Below are 19,485 nucleotides of genomic sequence, written 5' to 3'. Positions count from 1 at the left end.
GAACTCCCCGTCCGCGGAGGCCCTGCGACTGCTGGCCAGCTGGGGCACCGACGCGACCCGGGCAGGAACGAGCACGCCGTCGGCACGCACGGCTTAGAACACCCGGTCCACCCCGCCAAGTTCCTGAGGCGGTGTCCAGCCGGTCCTGGGAGGCGCGTGACGTCCGAGTCCGCCAGGGCGCGCGCACGATCATCACGCCGCTGACAGCGAACGCTGGCGAGATCTTCAGGAGCGGCAGGCGGACATCCTGGCTAAATCCGGCTACCGGGGAGCCGGTTGCTGCACGCCCCCGGCACCCAGGAGCCGGTACACGCACGATGGACGGCCACGGAGTCGCTCGTCGCCGTTCTGCGGTGATGTTGGGACGCGAGAGTTCAGCCCGCGGGTACGACGCAGTGTGGGCGCGCGGGCCGTCGGCAGCGGGATCGTCAGGGCTGTGGGGATGCTGCGGCGTCCGGAGCGGCCGTCTCTTCGACGGCCGGTTCCCGGCGGCCGCCGGCCACAGCATCAATGATCCGCAGCTCGTTCGGGCTCAGAGAGAGCCGGGCCGAGGAGGCCGAATCCACCGCCGTCTCAGGGCGACCGGCGCCGCTGATCGGCAGGAGCGTGTCGGACCGGTGCAGCAGACAGGCGAGAAGCAACTGCTGGGGCGAGACACCCCGATGTGCCGCGAGATCCAGGAGGCGCGGCGAAGCATCGCTTGCGTTCCACCCTCGCAGCGGTGAGTAGGCCAGAAACGGAATGCCCTGGCGTTCGCATTCACGAAGGAGCGCGTCGTCGCCTCCGCCGAGCGCGGAATACGGATTTTCCACGGCGTCGACCGATGTGACGGTGCGTGCGAGAGCCAGGAGGGCAGGGTCGACGTTGGAGATGCCGATGGCTCGGATCTTCCCCTCCGAGCGCATCTCGCTGAGAGCACCGACGCTCTCGGTGAACGGTACGTCGGTATCCGGCCAGTGCAGAAAGTACAGATCGACCGTCTCACGCTTCAGCGCCCGAAGGCTGCTTTCGAGGTCCGTTCTCAGCGCGGCGGGCCGGGCGTCGTTCTTCCATTCCGCCGGTCCTGCCCTGAAGTGGCCCCCCTTGGTTGCGACCATCACGGTGCTTCCGTCCTGGCGGGCGGCCAGTACGTCGCCGATGAGACGCTCGTTGTGCGCTTCCTCGTCGACGGTCGTGTAGGCGCGAGCAGTGTCGATGAGGTTCACTCCGCTGTCGATCGCAGCGTTGATCGTGCATACGGCCGCTGTTCGGCTCAGGTCTGGTCGAAGGGACAGCGCCGCTCCGCCGAGAGCGATCGGCCAGACGCGGCGTCCAGCTATTTCTCGTATCGCAGGTTCGCGATGACCGTCCGATTGTTCTGCTTGGTTCACTACGCGCACCCTTTCCTGGTCATCGCGTCGGCGTCCGGTGGGGAAGACGGAGCCGTTTTCGTGTCCTCATGGTTCCTTGGGTGTGCGTGCGGAGTGCGAGGGGGGCCTGCCCCGCAAAAGACACCGGTTGTTCAGGCCGTGCCGGGGCTCGGGCGGAAGGTCTCGGAGTCGGCCAGGCGTTCAGCGTCGAGGAGATCCTGGTCGTAGGTGGAGTCGCCGCCCAGGAGATACGTTGCCTGATCACCGAAGACGATCAGGCAGACGTGCCCGGGGACGTGTCCGGGTGTGTCGACGGCGAGGATACGGCCGTCCGAGGCCAGCGGGTAGCTGCGGTCCCAGGGGCCGACCGGGCCGCCGGTGGGCTCCAGGAAGTGCGGAGTGAAGCCCTTCGGCCACCGCTTGGGGACCGCGCCTTCCATGGTGGCAGGGAACGGCTTGCCGAACGCCTTCCAGTGCTCGCGGGTGACGTGGACGGGGGCGCCGACGAGGTCGGGCAGCCCGTCCCCGTGGTCGTGTTGTAGAGGGGAGAGCACCACGGCTTTGAGGTCCCGGGCGGGATCCAGGCCGCGCTGCCGCAGGCGGGCTCCGATCCCTTCGTCGGGGCCGACGCGGATGTCGACGGCCACGTGGAAGAAGGGCTGCCACCAGGGAAAGTACCCCTTCTCGGTGGAGTGCGGCGATTCGCCGGCGTCGAAGAGGACGTAGCCCTCGGGATGGTCGACCAGGTAGGTGTTGACGGCAGGGGCTCGGTCCAGCGTCGGTCGGTCAACACGCGCAAGCGGCGCAGGGGAACCGGACTGGTGGCGGACTGGGTGCGTGCGGTGACTGGGCCGGATGCGGATGGTGCCGGTCTCCAGGATGCTGACGGAGATGCTCATGAGGTGCTCCGTGCGGTGGGCGTACTGTGGTGGATCCGTACGTGGGTCGAGGTGGGGCGGGTACCGGGGCTGAGCCGGTGGGCGGTCAGCTCGCTGGAGGGGAAGAAGAACTGAAGGCAACGTGGGGCGCGTTGGGAGCGGTCGACGGGACTCTTCTCCAGGATCAGGGAGTTGTACTGCTCGGCGGTGGCCTCGATGGTGTTGGCGTTGAGGACGACTTCCTGCTGCCACGTGCGGGCCCAGCGGGCCAGGCCGGGCATGCGGGAGTGCTCGGGGGTGAGGCATTCGGTGGCGATGGCGGCCCGCACGTACTCGGACCGTCCGGCCAGGGCAGTGAGACCTGTCGGCTGACGATGCCGCTGGGCCCGGTGAGCAGGACCCGGCCCAGGCCGTCGGCGCGCCCGGTCATGCCCGGGCCCCGACCCGGCGGTGCACCGCGTCGATGAGGAGTTCCAGACCGAACTCCATCTCCGCCTCGTGATCGCACACGGCGAGTTCGTCCGCCGCCGCGGCGACCCGCCCTCGACGACGACCCTCGCCTGCGCGCCCTGAACCAGACCACCGACGAACTGCTCGACAGCGGCGCCCTGACGGACACCGCATGGTCCCGTCTGACCTTCCACTGTTCGGCGGACGAGGCCATGGAGCTGTGCCTGCTCGTCGGTCACTACGTCATGGTCGCCATGACCCTCAACGCCACGGGCGTCCCGTTGGATGACCAGCTCGCCCAGGAACTCGAAGACCGCACTTGTCACCGCCACGCCGCGTGACCACCCGCCACCAGAACAACCCTGACCCCGCTGTCCAAAACCCGGCTGTCCGCCGTCGGTTGACCAACTCCCCGCGACAGACACGCGGGTCAGAAGCTTCGCCCCATCGTCACCTCCGCCGGCGCCCGGAGCTGCGCCACCTCCGCAAAGCAGGGGGCACCCGGTACGACGGGACGACCTTCAGGCACGATCGCACCGGCCGACGTGCGCCGTGGCCGGCTCCATGCGGCACACAACCGCGGCGCCTCAGCAGCGGACGGCATCCTCGGGCAGGTCTTCCTGTGCTGTCAGTGGCAGTTCGAGAGAGGTGAGCATGTCCCGGTAGCGTTCCGCCAGCTGCGAGGGATGCCTTCTGCTGTACGCCACGAGCTCCCGGTAGAACCCGGAGCCGATTCTCCGTGCGTGCCTGGCCCACCCGAGAGGCACCGCGTTCTGCGGTGCCACCGTCATTCCGAGGCCCTCGACCGCGAACAGGAGAGCCGCCGCCACCTGGCCCGTACCCGCAACGGCGCGTGGCGTGAACCCGAGATGGGCTGCCACCCAGTCCACCACCTCGCTCATGCCTTGCTCCGGTTCGTAGAGCACCCAGTCGGCGCCGGCCAGTTCGGCGGGCTCTGCAACCTCTTCCGCCTCGTGCCCGACCGGACCGACCACCACCATCTCCTCGTAGCCGAGTGAGACCACGGGCCCCTCCCATGAGGACGGCCGTGGCCCGACGGCGATGTCACCCTGGCCGCTCCGTACGGCGTCCTCCAGGGCGCGGCGGTGCGAGAAGTCGTGCAGGCGCAGGACGGTGGAGGGGAACAGGGAGTGCCAGCGTGCGGCGGACGACGGCAGGATGCCCGATGCCACGGATCTCACCGTCAGCACGTGGACATCACCCTTGCGGCCCTCGACAACCTGGCGAACGGAGTCCTGGGCGTCCTGCACGGCCTGGATGGCGCGTTGGGCCTGCGGCAGGAAGACCCGGCCGGCGGGGGTCAACGTGATGCCGTGACGGCCGCGTTCGAGCAGATCTGCCCCGAGTTCCTTCTCGAGAGCGCGGATCTGCTGGGACAGCGAGGGCTGTGTGACATACAGCCGGACAGCGGCTGCGCTGAAGGAGCCGGCCTCGCAGATGCCGATGAAGTACTCCAGCTGACGCAGCTGCATGCGATCGAGCTCTCCTGCCTCATCAGGGCGTCGGCCTGCCGTTCGGCCCACCGGCTGCGGGCTGGTGGCTCGTCAGGCCACGAGAGTGACCCTACTGTCGCTGCGTGCCAGCCGCGTCAGCAGGTAGTCGACCTCGGCGCGGGCCGTGGCGGAGAGCCTGGCCCCGGGCCTGCGCTGCGCGTCCGACGTCAGCAGCCCTCGCCGCATCATGACGTACTTGCGCACGGCCAAACCAGTGCCCGGTTGCTGCTCGTAACGCAACAGGGGCAAGTGGGCGTCGAAGACGTCATGGGCGGCGTCACGGTCACCGGCCGCCGTGTGACGGACCACGTCCACCAGCAGTTCCGGAAAGCAGTACCCCGTCATGGCGCCGTCAGCTCCACGCTCCGTCTCGAAGTCGAGGAAGAGGCCGCCGTTTCCGCACAGGATCGACAGACGCGGCATGTCACCGGCCGCCTCCATCCGCCGCAGGCTGCTGATCTTCTCCAGGCCCGGCCAGTCCTCGTGCTTGAGCATCACGCACCCGGGGAGGGTGCGCGCGATGCGGGCGATGACGCACGGGGACATCTCCACGGAGAACGACAGCGGGTAGTCCTGGAGCACGAAGGGCACGTCCTCGCCGATGGCTGCGGCGGCTCCCTCGTAGTACGCCACGATCCGGTCATCGGTGCGCAGCGTGTTGGGTGGTGCGATCATGACGCCGGACGCGCCGGCGGACATGACCTCCGTGGACAGCGCCCGCATGGCGGCATAGCCGGGCGCCGACACTCCCACGACGATCGGCACGTCGGTCCGCTTGAGCACATGCCTGACGATGCCCACGCTCTCGTCGTGGGACAGCTTGGGGGCCTCGCCCATCTGACCGAGCAGTGTCAGTCCGGTGACACCGACACGTGAATAGAACTCCGTGAGCCGGCTGAGCGAGTCGAAATCGACGGCCCCGTCATCGTTGAACGGAGTCGGGGCGATAGCGAAAACGCCCTGGGTCGTGCGCGTCAGCAGAGCCATGCCGCAACCTTCTTCGTGTCAGCTCTTCACGTTCAGATGCCCGCAATGAGGCCGCCGTCGACCCGGACCACTGAGCCGGTGATGTAGGAGGCCTGTACGCTCGCCAGGAAGGCGACGGTGGACGCGTACTCACGCGGCTCGCCGTAGCGGCCCACGGGGATCGACGCGAAACTCTCCGCGGATGCCTGCTCCGGGGTCTTTCCCTCCCGTTCGGCTCTCGACCGGTCCAGAAACCGCACTCGCTCCGTGCGGATCCGACCCGGAACCACCACGTTGCAGGTGATTCCGTCGGCCGCGACCTCCCGTGCCAACGTTTTCGACCAGCCGAGGAGAGCGGTGCGCAGCGTGTTCGAGAGACCCAGATTGGGGATGGGGGATACCACGCCGGAACTGGTGCTGGTGATGATCCTGCCCCAGCCGCGACTCCTCATCGACGGCGCCACCCTGTCGGTGATCGCCATCACCGACAGCACCATGGACTGGAAGTGGCTCAACCAGACCTCGTGGTCCTGACCCAACACGGGGGAGGGGGGAGGTCCGCCGGTGTTGTTGACGAGGATGTCGACCGGGCCCAGAGAATCCTCAATGAGCGCGACATTCGCGTCGATCGCGCCCAGGTCGCTGAGATCCCATTTCGCTACCAGGGCGTTGCCGCCGACATTCCGTACCGCCTCGGCGCGCTTTTGCGCGGCCTGCGAATCGATATCGGCAATGGCGATGTCGGCACCCTCTTCCGCCAGCGCCTGCGCGACAGCACCGCCGATGCCTCCGCCTCCCCCCAACACAAGCGCAGTTTTCCCGGCAATTCCCAGATCCACGGTTCCGCGCCTCAAGGGCACTTGGCCCAACCGGTAATTCGGTGAGCCGCCATATCCCGACGACTGTGGCACGAGGGGCAGGCCGTCACCAATAGGAATTCACCTCACGCCTTATAGGTAACCCCTATGCGACACCAGTAGGCAGGCGGCATGAGTGTGGCAAGGATGGTTGCGAGGCGTGAACGTCCCGTTCACCCAAGTTGACGCGTGGCGTCATGGCCCGCAGTGGGAGACGCGATATGTCCTTGCCGGAGACCATGCAGGCGGCAGTGCTGGGCCGGCCCGGCGTCATCAGAACGGCAACGCTGCCCGTGCCCGAAGTGGGCCCGGAAGACGTCCTGGTGCAGGTCCGGAGAGCGTCCTTGTGCGGCACGGACCTCAAGGTCCGCAGCCGGCACTTCTTCCCGGACGGCGGGCCTGCCCCCGACGTGTTCGTCCCAGGTCACGAGTACGCGGGAGTCGTCGTCGCTGTCGGGGACACCGTCGACGAGTTCCGCGTCGGCGACCGAGTCGTCACGGAGGCGCACCGCGGCTGCATGCGCTGCGCCAACTGCCTGGCCGGCGGCTACACCGACTGCCTCAACTACGGTCACCGGGCCAAGGGCCATCGTGTGCAGGGGATGACCGTGAACGGGGGATTCGCCGAGTACGCGGTCAACCATGTCTCCACCCTTCACCGGCTTCCGGACTCGGTCGACTTCGACGCCGCTGTCGTCCTCACCACGGTGGGCACGGTCATGCACGCCTTCGACATCCTCGACTCCCTGCTGGTCGGCGCGGGCGTCGCCGTGATCGGACCGGGCCCGATCGGACTCCTCGCCACCCAGGTCGCCCGCGAGCTCGCCGCCCGGACGGTGGCCCTGATCGGTACCCGTGACGGCCGTCTGGAGATCGGCAAGTCGTTCGGTGCGGACGTCGTGCTCAATTCCCGGTACGAAGACGCCGTCGCCGCGGTCCGCGACGCGACGCAGGGCATGGGCGCCGACATCGTCCTGGAATGCTCGGGCGCTCCCGGCGCGGTGGACGACGCCCTGCGTATGGCCAAGCGCGGCGGCAAGATCGTGCTCGTGGGCTTCTTCGAGGAGCCGGTGCGCGCCGATCTCAATCGCGCGGTGATGAACGGCATCTCGATCGGTACGGTCCGTGGCGAGGGCACAGGTTCGCTGGCCCGAGCGGTCTCCCTCGCAGCCCGCGGACGTCTGCGTACCGCTGAACTGATCACACACCACTTCCCTCTGCGGGACATCGACGAAGCCTTCGACACGTACGCCGAACGCCGGGGCAACGCCATCAAAGTCATGCTGGACGTGTCCGAGGACGGGGGAGTGCCCCGGTGACGAACGACGGCCGCAACGGCGGGAAGCCGACCGCCGCTCCAGCCGGCCGCGAGAGGGCGGCAGCGGCCATGGCGACAGCCGCCGCCACCTGGCTGGGCACGTTGAGCCGGGAACAACTCCTCTTCGCCCTGTACGAATCGCCGCTCGACTCCGAAGCGGAGGCGGAGAGACTGCGGTGGTACTACACGCCGACCCATCACGGCGGACTGGCCATCCGGGAGCAGACCGCCTACCAGCAGAGCTTGGCCATGCAGTTGGTGGCGACCGGGTTGTCAGAGGCCGGATACGCCACGGTCGCCACGGTGATGGGTCTGGAGAACATCCTGGACCAGGTGGAAGGGTGGCGGGTCGACTGGGGGCGTGAGCGCGGGCGCGACCCCGGCCTGTACTGGCTGCGGATTTTCGGCCGACCCGGCGACCCGGTGTGGGCCTGGCGGTTCGGGGGCCACCACATCTCCCTGAACAACCTGATCGTGGGGGACAGACTCGTCTCGACGACGCCGTGCTTCATCGGTGCCGACCCCGCGAACACCCCGTTGCTCGGCGGATCCCTGGACCCACTGGGCGGGATCGAGGACCAGGCACGGCACCTCGCACGGACGCTGAGCGCACCCCAACTCCGGCAGGCGCTGCTCCACCCGTCAGCCGTGTCCGACATCGTCTCCGGCAACAGGCCGCGAGTCCGCCACGGCGACACCATGATGCACATGCAGGACCTCTGGCGGGGGAGCTTCACGGACCCGGCTCTGGCACGTCTTGTCGACGACATCGACCGGCGGGCCGAGGAGGGCAGCGGATACACCGAGGAGGACCACGCGCGCGTGGCGATCACGGTCCCTCCCCGAGGCGTCAGCGCACGAGACCTGGACGAGGAGCAACGCCATGGGCTGCGACGGCTGCTCTCCCTGTACACCGGCCGGGCCCCCGAGGACCTCGCCAAGGACCACGGCGCCCACTACGCCTCCGACAGCGTCCTCGACGAGGTCCACTTCAGTTGGGCCGGCAGCCTGGAGGCCGGCGAACCGCACTACTACCGCCTCCACGGCCCCAGCGTCCTCATCGAGTACGACAACACCCAACGGCACGCCAACCACGCCCACTCGGTGTGGCGCGACCCGGCCTCCGACTTCGGCCTGGACGTCCTCGCGGAACACCGGGCACGGACGGCCCACTGACGGCGCGCGCGGTGTCGCCCGCTCCACCCAACGATCAACTCGACATCTCTGATGCTTTGCTCAGTTCACTTCGCTTCAGCTATTGACGATGGTGTGTGCACACTTGGTGTTTTCGTCATCACGACGGCGTTGCTCTGGAGACCCTTCATTTCTGAAGCACAGGGCGCCCTGCGCTCCGATCACTGCTGAAGACGACCAACGACGCGAGGAGCAGCGCATGACACCGCCGACCGCCCCCGGACCGCCGCCGCTGGCCGGGGTCATCGACGTCCACGCGCACTACATCACCCCACGTTTGCGGGCCGCGATGGAGGCGGCGGGCCACGGGCAACCCGACGGGATGCCCGCCATCCCCGACTGGACCCCCGAGGCGGCGCTGGCCGCGATGGACCGTACGGGGATCGCCGCGGCCCTGCTGTCGGTGTCGTCGCCCGGAGTGCACTACGGCGACGCGGATGCTGCCGGCGACCTGGCCCGAGAGGTCAACGACGAGGGCGCGTCCCTCGTACAGGCCCACCCGGAGCGCTTCGGACTGCTGGCCTCGCTTCCGCTGCCGGACCTGCCCGGTGCACTCGCCGAGACCCGGCACGCGCTGGACGACTTGGGGGCGGACGGGATCACCCTGCACACCTCGTACGCCGGCCGACATCTGGGCGACCCGTACTACGAGCCGCTGATGGATGAACTCGACCGGCGCCGCGCGGTCGTCCTGCTGCACCCGACCTCGCCCCCGTGCTGGGAAGCGACCAGTGCGGGCCGCCCCCGCCCCATGCTCGAGTTCCCCTTCGAGACCACACGCGCGGTGACCAACCTGATCCTGGGCGGCGTCCTCGACCGGTATCCCGCCATCCGTTTCATCGTCCCGCACGCGGGAGGCGCGCTGCCGGCCCTCGCGGACCGGGTCGCCGCGTTCGCCTTGGCCGGCGGTGGTCAGCCTGTCGACGTCTTCGGGGCCCTGCGCGGGCTCTACTACGATCTCGCCGGCTTCGCCCTGCCGCGGCTGCTCCCCGCCTTGCTGACCCTGACGGACGCTGACCACCTCCTCTACGGCAGCGACTATCCGTACACCCCGGACTGGGTCGTCCATGGGCTGGCCGAGGCTCTGGCCGACAGCGACTGTCTGACCGGTGAGGGCCTGGAGACGATGCGCCACGGCGCCGCGGCGGCGCTCTTCCCCAGGCTGGCTTCGGCAACGAGCGCACGGGACTGACCACACAACCGCCTGATGGTGCGCCTGGGCAAGCACAAGGTGTACGCCCGGCCGCGTTGCGCGGCGTGCGAAGCGGGCCTGGTCGACGACGAGACGTCACCGGTGAGAGCGTTCGCAATGGCTAAGCCCGTTTCGTCCCGCTCTGCTCCCGGACGGAGTCGAAGAGGGAGGTCAGAGCCGGACTTCCGGCAAGGCTGCCCAGCAGGACATGAAGCGATTGCCGCTCCGCGGTACCCAGGTCGGCAAGGATGTCGCCGTCGAGATCGACGAGTGTGCGGTTAAGGTCGGCCAGGACCTTGCGTCCGTCGGCGGTGATGTCGACGGCGTACCGACGACGGTCCTGTGGATCCCGTGTCCGCTCGGCATATCCGGCGCGCTCCAGGTCGTCGAGACTCGTCATCATCGTCGCCGGATCGATACGCAGGAACGAGCCGAGCGCCAGCTGCGGCATTGCCCCGTTGTCGGCCAAGGCCTGCAGGACGCTGTAGTGCCTTACTCGCAGACCGACCCCGCGGGTGCCGTCCACGGCGATCTTGAACGCCACCTGCCCGTCTTGACCAGAAGGCAGATGGTGTGTTCGGCCACTGTCCCCGGTACCAGCGCAGCCTCGGGCATCGTTTGTCCCACCTATGGTTAGTCGTACGTATGGTCTCGGCTCATAATGCCCGGGGACTTACCAGTGCGGTGGTGCAGGGATCTGCCGTGCGGCGCGACTGCCTTGCGGGGCGGTCTGGGGACGGGATCGCCCCGGCCGGCTGAGTCGTCGACGCCCTCTCCGCTGCCGACCGGTGAGGCGACGGCCCTGTGGTCGGCGTTGACGATGCGGGGCGTCCCGCCCTGCCGCCGGCGAAAACGGATACGATAAAGCCGAAACTCTTGTATGGGACACGTGCCCTCAGCCGATCTCACCGAAAGGGTGACCGTTTTCATGGCTTCGGAGGCCCAGCCCGTTCCGGGAAGTGCTGCTTGGTGGGCGAGCCGGACACCTCCTCCGGCGTACCGGCGCGGGCGCCCCCCGATGGACGTCGGCCGAATCGTCGACACGGCTCTGAAGCTCATCGACGAAGTGGGCATCCAGGCACTGACCCTGCGTATGCTCGCCGATGCCCTGGACTCGGGTACGGCGACGCTCTACCGGCACTTCACCGGCAAGGACGAACTCCTCGCTCTGGTCGCCGACAGGATCCTGGGCGAAGTCCGCGTTCCGCCCGAGGAGTTGGACGGTCTGTCCTGGCGGGAAGCCGTCAAGGCCGTGGCGGAGGCCTTCTACGGCGCTCTGTGCCGGCATCCCAACGCGCTGTCGTTGCTGGCGGCCCAGGTTCCCGTCGGCCCCAACGCCCTGCGAGCCAGGGAGCGGCTCATCACTCTCTTCCTGGACCACGGGTTCCCGGTCGGCCTGGCCGCCCGTGCCTTCACGGCCATCGGCCACTATGTGATCGGCTTCGCCATCCAGCAGCACGGCCCCGGGACCCCGGGCCCGGAGGACCATGCACAGCTGCGGGACTACTACCTCTCGCTCGATCCGGCCGCCTATCCGGCCACGATGGCCGCGGCCGACGAGCTGACCTCCGTACCGGTGCACGAAGAGTTCTGGTTCGGCCTGGGCCTGCTCCTCGACGGGCTGGAACAGGCCAGAGCCGACTCGCTGCGGGAGTCCGAAGCAGCCGTCGGGCACTGAGCCCGGCAGCGCACACGGCGAGCACGGTGACGGCGCCGGTGTGACGGATCCCGGCACGAGGCGCTCACCGTGGCGTTGCGCGCGTGCTGGGCGGTGGCCCGCGATTCCGGGGAGCGGCTCGCCGTAGCGGCTGTCCCGGAGCGCTACGGCGCTCGCCTCGTGTCGGTCGCTTCGCCGCTCAGTGCCAGCCGATCCACTCGGCCACGGCGCGGCCCATGACCAGCTCCCGGTCGCGGCCTCGCAGCCAGGGCAGTTCCTCGGTGAACATCGTCACCGCCTCGCGCCACGAGCAGTGGAGACGTGTGATGTCGCTGCCCCAGAACATCCGCTCGGCGCCGTACGCGTCGAAGACCTGGCGCAGCACGCCGTGCGTGTCGGCGAACGGGTACGGGTCCGTCGCCATACCGGGAACGGCCGTCGCCTTCACGCCGATGTTGGGGTGGCGCGCGAGGGCGAGCAGGACATCGAGGTGTGCGGCCGCGTCGGGCAGCTTCTCGAAGGGGTTGACCGCGAGGTGGTCGATCATCAGACGCATCCGTGGGTATCGGGCGGCGATGTCCGCGACGGCCGGCAGGTACGGGGGCAGCACCATGAGCCCCACGGGGATCTCGCGCCGGTCTGCTGCCGCCCACAGCCAGTCGAGGCCGCCCGATGCGAGGCGGTCCGCCATCGCTGGCGCCGCCAGCATGAAGCGCAGGCCCAGCATGCCGGGCTTTTCCAGCCATGCGTCGACGAGGGACTCGTCCGCGCTCTCGTCGAGGGGAAACCAGCCCAGGGTCGCGAACCGCTCGGGATACCGCTTCGCCACCTCCACGGCGTAGTCGTTCGCGTCGGCGTCCCAGATCGCCGGACAGTTGACCGCGCGGTTCACGCCCGCCTCGTCCATGTCCCGCAGGGCGGTCTCCACGGTGTAGGGCGCGCGCCAGTGGTGTGGCGGTGCGCTCTCACCGGCCCACAGGTGGATCTGCGCATCGATGATCTGCATGGGTGCGTTCCTCGGAGTCAGTTCGCGATCTCAGGGCTCGGCAGGCCGCACAGGCGCGCCCTTGTCCAGTCGGCGATGAGTGCGTCACGGTCGTTCTTGTGGTTGTAGACGCAGTGGTTGCCGTCGGAGAAGACGACCATCTGTTTGTCGTCCGTGGGGGCGCCCTGCAGAAGGATCTGTGCGAGATCCATCGAGATCATGGGGTCCTCACCGCCCTGCACGACCAGCAGCGGATAGCCGGCGTTGGGTCCGTCGGCGATCGGGGCGACGGTCTTCCAGACCTCCACCGCCCGGTCCGTGTCCTCGGTTCCGCAGGCGGCCACCATCTTCGAGAAGAAGGTCCCCATGGTCGGCGGCACGAGCCATGGGGCGTGGATGCCGCCGTTGTCGACGCACGCCCGGATCCGGGGGTCCCGTCCCGCGACGGCCATGGCGAAGCTGCCCCCCATGCTGTTGCCGATGAAACCGATCGGTCGACCCGGCGAGCGCTCGTCGAGGAAGTCGACGGCTCGCTCGTAAGCGTCGCGCCACTGGGCGGTGAGGTAGTGCTTGTGCGTGAACCTGGTTTCACCCTGTCCCGGGCCGTCGAGCAGCAGCGCGTCGACGCCGCGTTCCGCGAGCGCCTCGCCGACGCTGTCGAAATCCATGCCCCAGCCTTCGACGCCGCCGATGACGAGGGCCGAGCCGACCGCGGTGCCGGCCGCGGGGACGAGCCACCCCACCAAGGGATCGCAGCCGGTTTCGATCGTGACGCGCTCGCGGTCGGCACTGAGCTCGGCGGCCTGGGCGTAGAGCACGCCGGCCCGAGCGAAGATCGAGCGGCGCTCGGGGGTGTCGGACAACATCATCATCTGGCTCATGCGAAGCAGTGCGGACGCACGGCGGAGGTACGCGATCCGCGTGGGCGTGCCCGCGGCGTCCGAGGCGCCGTTGACTCGGCGCAGGCACACGTCCGCGAGTTCCGTGGCGGCCGAGCACCAGTCCTGCCCCTCGACCACGCGGGCACGCAGTTCCACGGCATCCGCGTAGTCGACGCCGTAGCCGGTCATGCGCTCCAACGAGAACTGACGCAACCCGGCCTGCGATTCGTCCGAGAGCCTCGATGTGACGTCGTCCGTCTCCGCGCGGCTGCCGACGAAGTCGCGGGTCACGATGAGGGCCCTGTCCTCAGCGACTCCATGCTGTGGGGACATCCCATCTCCTTGTGCGTGGTGGCTGTTGAATGGCGCGGCGGTACGCCGGCCGGCCGGAGAGCGGTGGCCGGACGCATCGGGTGCGCTGTGTATGGGGCTACGGTCCAGTCGTTGCGCGGGGCATGGCGGACGTGCTCCTTCGCTCCGACCGGAGCCATGCAGCGCCCCGTGTTTCGAGAACAACGTAGCCGTAATGCGAGGACCGTTGCAACGGGTACGGGTCGGCCGCCCGATCAAGCGAACACTCGCTCTTTGGGTGATCTCGGCATCCCTGATGTTTTACTCAGCTGACTAGCTCTCAGCTATTGACGATGGGCTGCGCAGAGTTGATGCTTTCGTCACTTTTACGGTTCCTCGGAGGACGCCATGCCTCAAGCGCGCCATTGGGGCTGTCGGTGCCCCATGGTCGGCGCGAAAGGAGACCTGATGCCCCCGCCCCGGGACGTCCCCGTCTATGTCCCCGACCTGTACTCCGCCACGGCCCTCCGCGATCCGTACCCGCACTACGCCGGGCTTCGCGGCCTCGGCCCGGTGGTCTGGCTGGACAAACACAAGGTGTATGCCCTGCCGCGTCACGCCGAGTGCAGAGCGGTCCTGCTCGACGACGAGACCTTCGTCTCCGGTGAGGGCGTCGCGCTCAACCCGCTCGCGAACCGGCTCGGCCAGGGCACGACCCTTTTCAACGAGGGTGACGACCATGACCGCCGCCGTTCCCAAGTGGCGCACCGCCTGACACCCAGGGCCCTGCGCACGATGAAGAACACGGTCGACCAGCAGGCCGCCGCCGTCGTCGAAGCCGCTGTCGCGCGTCAGGCCGTCGACAGGGTCGAGGTGGCCACGGCGCTGTCGATGGCGGTCGTCCCCGACTTCGTCGGCTGGCCCAGGGCAGGGCGTGAGCATCTGCTGCGGTGGGCCGGGGCCGCGTTCGATGTGCTGGGGCCCGTCAACCGGCAGGCGCTGCGGACCATGCCCGCGGCTCTCGGCATGATGCGCGCTATGCCCGTGCTGTCGTCTGCGACCGCTCGGTCCTGGAAGACAGCATGGGGCACGACGTCCTGTGCGCGGCCGACGAGGGCAGGATGTCGCCCGCCGATTGTGCGTCGCTCATGGTGGACTACCTGGCGCCGTCACTCGACACCACGATCAGCGCCATCTCCAGCGCCCTGTACCTGATGGCCACGCACCCGCGGGTACTGGTTCTGTACGCCTCCGCCAACCGGGACCCCCTGGAGTGGGACGACCCGGACACCTTCGACATCCGCCGTGAGGCGGGCCGTCAGCTCGGCTTCGGACACGGGACCCACGGCTGCGCCGGACAGGGCCTGGCTCGCCTGGAGACTTCGGCCATGCTGCGTGCCCTGGTCGAACGCGTCGACCGGATCGAGGCGACCGGCCGACCACAGTGGGCCCTGAACAACATCATCCACCGCTTGGAGCGCCTGCCGCTCGAACTCGTCCCCGCCTGAACGAGCCCCAGCCGCGCGACGTTCCGTTCCGCGCGCATCCTCTCCGCCGACACCACTGCTCTCTGCCTGAAAGACCTGTTGAGGGCGACAACGATGAAGATCTCCGTCGACTATGAACGCTGCGAGGGCCACGGGCTGTGCGCCGAACAGGCCCCGGCCCTGTTCAGCCTGGACGACGACGCCGAGCTCACCTACCACTTCGAGGGATCCGAGGTGCCCGACAGGCATGTCGCCGCCGCCCGTTCGGCAGTCAACGCGTGTCCGGTTGCGGCCCTGCGACTTCCGTCATGACGCCGCCGCCCTCGGTCCTCATCGTCGGAGAGTCGCTCGCCGGAACGACTACGGCACGGGAACTGCGCGCCCTCGGCCACCGTGGCAGGGCCACCATCATCGGTGCCGAGGAGCACGGGGCGTACTCACGACCACCCCTGTCCAAGGCGGTCCTCAGGGACCCGGCCGCCGACGACACGCTGAGCCACCACCTCGACGGGCTGGACGTCGACATCGTCCGCTCGGCCGCGGTCGGAGTCGACACCGACCGCCGTGTGGTGACCACTGCGGACGGCCGACAGTTCGACTACGGGGCCCCTGGTCGCCGCCACTCGTGCCGACTCCCGCAGGCTCGCCGCACCAGGCCAGCGCGGCGCACTCCCACTGCGCACCCTTGACGACGCCCGCCTGCGCCGCCCGCGGCATCCCGGTCACCGTCGTGGACGTCGATCGGCCGCTGGAGCGGATCCTCGGCGGCTACCCGGTTCGTCCAGGCCACCGGGTATGCCACTCTGGCTGGGGACCCCGTGAACGGCGTACGGCTGCCGGACGGAACCGAGTTGACCGCGGACCTGGTAGTCACGTGCGACGGAGAGGTTCCCTGCACCGACTGGCTTGCGGGCACAGGCCTGGCCGGTCATCTGGGCGTGGGCATCGACCACGCCTGCGCCACCACTGTGCCCGGCGTGCTCGCAGCGGGCGACGTCACCTATCTCCGCGCCGACGGCGCCCTCCCCGACCGGCGCGCACCGTTCTGGTCCAACGCCGTCGCCCAGGGCAAGGTCGCCGCCGCCTCCGTACTCGGCCGCCCGCACACCGGGCCGCCCCTGGATGACTACCTCTGGACCGAGACCGCCGGCCTCGCCCTCAAGGTGGTGGGGCCTCTGCCCCTGTCCGGCGAACCCACCAGCGTGGTGGGCAGCGTGGCCGAAGGGCGCGCCCTGCTCACCTGGACACGGACCGGCGGGCGTTCCACCGTCGTCGCCTATGGCGTGCGGAAACCGGTCACCGCGCTCCGCGCACTGGCTGCTCAGGCGCGTACCTGAGCACCCCTGGTACTTCGGGCAGCAGTTGGCGGGGCAGGGCATCCGGCTGCTGTGACCGGGCCCGCAAGGGGTGAGCCCGCACGGGCTCGGTCACAGCAGCCCATTCCGGCGTGCGGGGCCTATTCGGCGAGTTCCCGCGGCAGTGCGTCGGTCATGCTGCCGAGTATCAGGCACGGCTCGGTGCCGCGGTTGCTCCAGCCGTGATTGCTGCCCTGGATGACCACCGTGTCGGACGGCTTCAGCAGGATCTCGTCCTCGTCGAGGACGAGGTATATCTCACCCCGAACGATGTGGAAGACATCGAGAGTGTCGGTCCTGTGCATCGTGGGGTGGCGAGGCTTGTCGGCCCGCGCGTGCTGGTGGTTCTCCGCGGCTACTTTGTTGAGGTCGGCGAACAGCTTCTCGGTTGTCTCGGGGTCGGGCTCCGGCCAGAACTCCATGGCGCGCACCAACATGCCGTTCGGGAACGGGGATCGGGCCGCGCCACCCTCCACCGATCGGTCTCCGGGGATGCTGTTGTCGACCGGGGTTTCGCGGGTCTTCCACAGCGTTGCGCGCCAGAAGAAGCCGGGAAACTCCTGCTGGTTGGGTACGCCCGTTTGGAGAACGGCCGATTTGCCCTTGCCGTCGAGGCCGACGACGTAACGCTTCAAGTCTGCCATTGGTGATCCTTTGAGTGGTTGCGGAACTCAGGTGAGCACGCGCCGAAGAAACCGCTGGACAGAGCGGTGGCCGATACGAGGGAAAGCTGGCCTAGAGTGCGGCGGTGAAGGGGCCCACGCGTTTCGAATACATTGTTGCCACTATTAATTCGTCGCGTCAAGAGGCAGCTAATGAGTAGCGTTTGGTTGCGGCCGGGTAATCCGACCAACCCGGTTTTTCGCAGTTGAAAGACCGTGAGGTGGGTAATTCCGTACGCGGTTTTGGGTGCGAAAAGGGAACCGACGCGGAGGTTATTGTCGCTGCTCCCGGTGCCAATGGTTTCCGCCGGGTCGAAGGCGGAGAACCTCCTGTGCGGGCGCGGGGCCCGAGCCGCGCCCGCGTGCATGCTGAGAGCGTATTACTCGCCCAGTTGTCCTGTGGTATGCGGAGTGGTCGCGTGCGTGCCTCCCTCCGGCCACAGTGCGCGGGCGGCGTCCGACAGCCCGTCAACTCCTGAGGGTCCCAGGACCGTCAGCTGGAGAATGAAACCGGGCATGATCGTCGCGATCAACTGGGCGAGTTCGTCCGCTGAGGCCCCCTGGGGCAGGGCGCCGGCATTTTGATGCTCTCGCACGATCTTGACGATTTCACCGCAGGCCTCGACGATTGTGGCTTTGATTCGCTCGGTGAGTGCCGGGATGTACAGCGATTCGGACCACACCAGCAGCGTGAGGGCGGCGAAGCCGTTCTCCGCGTGCTTCGCCTTGATGACCTCGAAGAGGTCGGTGAGTGCTTCTCCGATGCCGACCGTGGGTCTTTGATCGGCCAGTTTGCGGACTTCGGCGACCACCTCGCCCAGGTTCTCCTCGGCGATCGCGACGATCATGTCCTGCTTGCCGGCGAAGTACCTGTACACGGCTCCCGTGGACAGGCCCGTCTCCGTCAGCACGTCCTGCATGGTCGTCGCGTGGAAGCCGTTGCGCACGAAGCATCGCCTCGCGGCGCTGAGGATCTCCGCGCGGCGGGCGTCTAGGTACTCCTGGCTCACCTTGGGCATGCTCGCAGCGTACATGAAAAACGAGCGGTCGTTCTCCTTGACGATGAGTCGCGGTCGGTGCACAGTAGAAAAAGACAACGGGCGTTCGTTTTTTTACGCCTGGCGTGCTTCCACGGACCCCCGACCGGGCTCCCCTCAAGCACAGGACGCAGCTGTGCGGCTGCGTATCCGATCAGCCAGGCACGGATGGCCTACTCAGCGCTCCGAGTTCGCTCGCCGGCCCGTGCCCTTGCTCCAGGAATCCCCCGCCGAGCCGTGGGCACCGCGGACCCGCCAGAAGGAGAACGAATCATGAAGAAGCGGTTCATCGTCGCCGCGGCCGCCGCGGTGCCGGTGGCGCGCCTGGCCCGCAGCTTCGCGTCGTCGCCACTGCCTGTGCCTCCCTCTCTGCCCGACTCGATTCCGATTCCCGAGGCCGAGCCACCGGCGGAACTGGACGTCGTCGCGGTGCCGACCGGTGTCAACAAGCGCGTCGCCGCCTACGGTTACCGCGGCGGGTCGTTCTTCGAGAAGCGTGACTTCAACATGGGTGCCGTCCTCATCAGGCACCCCAGTGGCGATCTGCTGGTCGACACAGGGTTCGGCCGCGGTATCGACCAGCAGATGACCACCATGCCGCCCTTGTTCCAGCGCATGACCAAGTACGAGATGTGGAAGCCGGCCCGGGACCAACTGGAGGCCGCCGGCTACGACTTCGGCCGACTCGCGGGCATCCTCCTCACCCACGCGCACTGGGACCACGTGAGCGGCCTCCCGGACTTCCCCGACGTACCGGTGCTGGCCACCGAGCGAGAGAAGGCCGCCTTCGACAGGGAAGGCATGCACGGCTACTTCGGCCCACCCTTCAGCGAGACCAGCATCCCCTGGAGCGTCATCCGCTTCGAGTCCGGTCCCTACCTCGGCTTCCCCCGCAGCCACGACGTTCACGGCGACGGATCGATCGTCTGCGTGCCCGCCCCGGGGCACACCCCGGGCAGCATCATCGTGTTCGTGACGCTCGCCAACCACGTGCGGTACGCCCTGGTGGGCGACCTGGTGTGGCAGCGCGAAGGTCTCACCCGGCTGGAAGAACGTCCCTGGCTGGTGCGGAGGTTCGCCGATCTGGACGCGGACGGCAACCGACGCAATCTCCTGCGGATGGCCTCCATCCTCCAGCGCATCCCCGACATGATCGTCGTGCCCGCCCACGACCAACGCGCCTTCGCCGAGATGACGACCCTGCCCAACGTGATCACCAAGGGCCTCATCCTCTGACAGCATTCGGCCGTGGCTCGACGCAGGCCGCCGACACCCCGTTCCGGACCGCAGGCGTCCGAGGGGTGTGACAGCAGGTGACGCCGAGCTTCGACCGACCATTGGGCGCTGCGCGTTCCGCTGCCGCTCGGGCTGCCGGCCCGGCCCGGCCCCCAGCCTTCACCGAAAACCGCTGG

23 protein-coding genes are annotated in these 19,485 nt (G+C 68.4%); 12 read left to right on the top strand and 11 right to left on the bottom strand.

The genetic code is table 11. The features are described 5' to 3' along the window. Positions 1-428 precede the first annotated feature (428 nt). The 3 genes from ACWC09_RS47125 to ACWC09_RS47115 form a co-directional block, all read right to left on the bottom strand. On the bottom strand, positions 429-1,370 hold the full coding sequence (locus ACWC09_RS47125; RefSeq protein ID WP_450857831.1) for an aldo/keto reductase: 942 nt from the start codon (positions 1,368-1,370) through the stop codon (positions 429-431). A 131-nt stretch (positions 1,371-1,501) separates the two neighbouring features. After that, complete coding sequence (locus ACWC09_RS47120) at positions 1,502-2,248, bottom strand: MBL fold metallo-hydrolase (protein ID WP_450857829.1); 747 nt, start codon at positions 2,246-2,248, stop codon at positions 1,502-1,504. Continuing rightward, positions 2,245-2,556, bottom strand: a complete 312-nt coding sequence (locus ACWC09_RS47115; protein WP_450857827.1) for a hypothetical protein — start codon at positions 2,554-2,556, stop codon at positions 2,245-2,247. Before ACWC09_RS47115 ends, ACWC09_RS47120 begins: the two co-directional genes overlap by 4 nt. 121 nt (positions 2,557-2,677) lie before the next feature. On the opposite strand from ACWC09_RS47115, the gene ACWC09_RS47110 reads away from it, so the two are divergent. Both ACWC09_RS47110 and ACWC09_RS47105 read left to right on the top strand, forming a co-directional pair. After that, positions 2,678-2,800 carry a hypothetical protein gene (locus ACWC09_RS47110; protein WP_450857825.1) on the top strand — a complete coding sequence of 41 codons (123 nt, stop codon included), beginning with the start codon at positions 2,678-2,680 and terminating at the stop codon, positions 2,798-2,800. A gap of 89 nt (positions 2,801-2,889) precedes the next feature. Then, positions 2,890-3,018, top strand: a complete 129-nt coding sequence (locus ACWC09_RS47105; RefSeq protein WP_450857823.1) for a hypothetical protein — start codon at positions 2,890-2,892, stop codon at positions 3,016-3,018. A 246-nt stretch (positions 3,019-3,264) separates the two neighbouring features. Here the strand turns inward: ACWC09_RS47105 and ACWC09_RS47100 are convergent, their stop codons facing one another. From ACWC09_RS47100 to ACWC09_RS47090, 3 genes are all read right to left on the bottom strand, one after another. Beyond that, a complete protein-coding gene (locus tag ACWC09_RS47100) occupies positions 3,265-4,170 on the bottom strand; it encodes a LysR family transcriptional regulator (RefSeq protein WP_450857821.1) in 906 nt (301 codons plus the stop codon). A gap of 72 nt (positions 4,171-4,242) precedes the next feature. After that, the gene (locus ACWC09_RS47095) at positions 4,243-5,178 is read right to left on the bottom strand and encodes a dihydrodipicolinate synthase family protein (RefSeq protein WP_450857819.1); all 936 of its coding nucleotides are present in this window, start codon (positions 5,176-5,178) and stop codon (positions 4,243-4,245) included. Positions 5,179-5,210: 32 nt separating this feature from the next. Further along, entirely contained in the window at positions 5,211-5,996 is a 786-nt protein-coding gene (locus ACWC09_RS47090) for an SDR family oxidoreductase (RefSeq protein ID WP_450857818.1), read from the bottom strand. Positions 5,997-6,235: 239 nt separating this feature from the next. Between ACWC09_RS47090 and ACWC09_RS47085 the strand changes: the two genes are divergently transcribed. The 3 genes from ACWC09_RS47085 to ACWC09_RS47075 all read left to right on the top strand — a co-directional run bounded on the left by ACWC09_RS47085 (position 6,236) and on the right by ACWC09_RS47075 (position 9,718). Then, positions 6,236-7,333, top strand: a complete 1,098-nt coding sequence (locus tag ACWC09_RS47085) for a zinc-dependent alcohol dehydrogenase (protein WP_450857816.1) — start codon at positions 6,236-6,238, stop codon at positions 7,331-7,333. Then, positions 7,330-8,508, top strand: a complete 1,179-nt coding sequence (locus tag ACWC09_RS47080; RefSeq protein ID WP_450857814.1) for a DUF3500 domain-containing protein — start codon at positions 7,330-7,332, stop codon at positions 8,506-8,508. The genes ACWC09_RS47085 and ACWC09_RS47080 overlap by 4 nt, the downstream gene beginning before the upstream one ends. 217 nt (positions 8,509-8,725) lie before the next feature. Beyond that, positions 8,726-9,718, top strand: coding sequence for an amidohydrolase family protein (locus ACWC09_RS47075; protein WP_450857813.1), 993 nt, complete (start codon positions 8,726-8,728; stop codon positions 9,716-9,718). A gap of 121 nt (positions 9,719-9,839) precedes the next feature. Here the strand turns inward: ACWC09_RS47075 and ACWC09_RS47070 are convergent, their stop codons facing one another. After that, entirely contained in the window at positions 9,840-10,262 is a 423-nt protein-coding gene (locus tag ACWC09_RS47070) for a MarR family winged helix-turn-helix transcriptional regulator (RefSeq protein WP_450857811.1), read from the bottom strand. A gap of 474 nt (positions 10,263-10,736) precedes the next feature. On the opposite strand from ACWC09_RS47070, the gene ACWC09_RS47065 reads away from it, so the two are divergent. Continuing rightward, a complete protein-coding gene (locus ACWC09_RS47065) occupies positions 10,737-11,396 on the top strand; it encodes a TetR/AcrR family transcriptional regulator (RefSeq protein ID WP_450857809.1) in 660 nt (219 codons plus the stop codon). Positions 11,397-11,574: 178 nt separating this feature from the next. Here ACWC09_RS47065 and ACWC09_RS47060 read toward each other — a convergent pair whose 3' ends face one another. Together ACWC09_RS47060 and ACWC09_RS47055 are read right to left on the bottom strand one after the other, a co-directional pair. Continuing rightward, entirely contained in the window at positions 11,575-12,381 is an 807-nt protein-coding gene (locus tag ACWC09_RS47060) for an amidohydrolase family protein (RefSeq protein WP_450857807.1), read from the bottom strand. A 17-nt stretch (positions 12,382-12,398) separates the two neighbouring features. Beyond that, positions 12,399-13,574 (bottom strand): alpha/beta hydrolase, encoded by a 1,176-nt coding sequence (locus ACWC09_RS47055; protein ID WP_450857805.1) that lies wholly within the window; start codon positions 13,572-13,574, stop codon positions 12,399-12,401. Positions 13,575-14,000: 426 nt separating this feature from the next. Here ACWC09_RS47055 and ACWC09_RS47050 point away from each other — a divergent pair, with 426 nt between their 5' ends. From ACWC09_RS47050 to ACWC09_RS47030, 5 genes are all read left to right on the top strand, one after another. After that, positions 14,001-14,747: a hypothetical protein gene (locus tag ACWC09_RS47050; RefSeq protein WP_450857804.1), complete on the top strand. Its 747-nt coding sequence runs from the start codon at positions 14,001-14,003 to the stop codon at positions 14,745-14,747. Continuing rightward, entirely contained in the window at positions 14,747-15,040 is a 294-nt protein-coding gene (locus ACWC09_RS47045; protein WP_450857802.1) for a cytochrome P450, read from the top strand. The genes ACWC09_RS47050 and ACWC09_RS47045 overlap by 1 nt, the downstream gene beginning before the upstream one ends. Positions 15,041-15,133: 93 nt before the next feature. Beyond that, positions 15,134-15,331, top strand: a complete 198-nt coding sequence (locus tag ACWC09_RS47040; protein ID WP_450857800.1) for a ferredoxin — start codon at positions 15,134-15,136, stop codon at positions 15,329-15,331. Continuing rightward, positions 15,328-15,708: an FAD-dependent oxidoreductase gene (locus ACWC09_RS47035; RefSeq protein WP_450857798.1), complete on the top strand. Its 381-nt coding sequence runs from the start codon at positions 15,328-15,330 to the stop codon at positions 15,706-15,708. Before ACWC09_RS47040 ends, ACWC09_RS47035 begins: the two co-directional genes overlap by 4 nt. A gap of 129 nt (positions 15,709-15,837) precedes the next feature. After that, positions 15,838-16,356 (top strand): FAD-dependent oxidoreductase, encoded by a 519-nt coding sequence (locus tag ACWC09_RS47030; protein ID WP_450857796.1) that lies wholly within the window; start codon positions 15,838-15,840, stop codon positions 16,354-16,356. A gap of 119 nt (positions 16,357-16,475) precedes the next feature. On the opposite strand, the gene ACWC09_RS47025 is transcribed toward ACWC09_RS47030, so the two are convergent. Both ACWC09_RS47025 and ACWC09_RS47020 read right to left on the bottom strand, forming a co-directional pair. Then, positions 16,476-17,018 carry a hypothetical protein gene (locus ACWC09_RS47025; RefSeq protein ID WP_450857795.1) on the bottom strand — a complete coding sequence of 181 codons (543 nt, stop codon included), beginning with the start codon at positions 17,016-17,018 and terminating at the stop codon, positions 16,476-16,478. Between the two features lie 398 nt (positions 17,019-17,416). Then, positions 17,417-18,055 carry a TetR/AcrR family transcriptional regulator gene (locus ACWC09_RS47020; protein WP_450857793.1) on the bottom strand — a complete coding sequence of 213 codons (639 nt, stop codon included), beginning with the start codon at positions 18,053-18,055 and terminating at the stop codon, positions 17,417-17,419. Positions 18,056-18,346: 291 nt separating this feature from the next. Here ACWC09_RS47020 and ACWC09_RS47015 point away from each other — a divergent pair, with 291 nt between their 5' ends. Then, on the top strand, positions 18,347-19,309 hold the full coding sequence (locus ACWC09_RS47015; protein ID WP_450857792.1) for an MBL fold metallo-hydrolase: 963 nt from the start codon (positions 18,347-18,349) through the stop codon (positions 19,307-19,309). Positions 19,310-19,485: the final 176 nt, after the last annotated feature.

The organism is Streptomyces sp. NPDC001617 (genome assembly GCF_053596855.1).
Note: the sequence above shows the minus strand (reverse complement) of the source record. Positions and strands in the feature narration are given on the sequence as shown.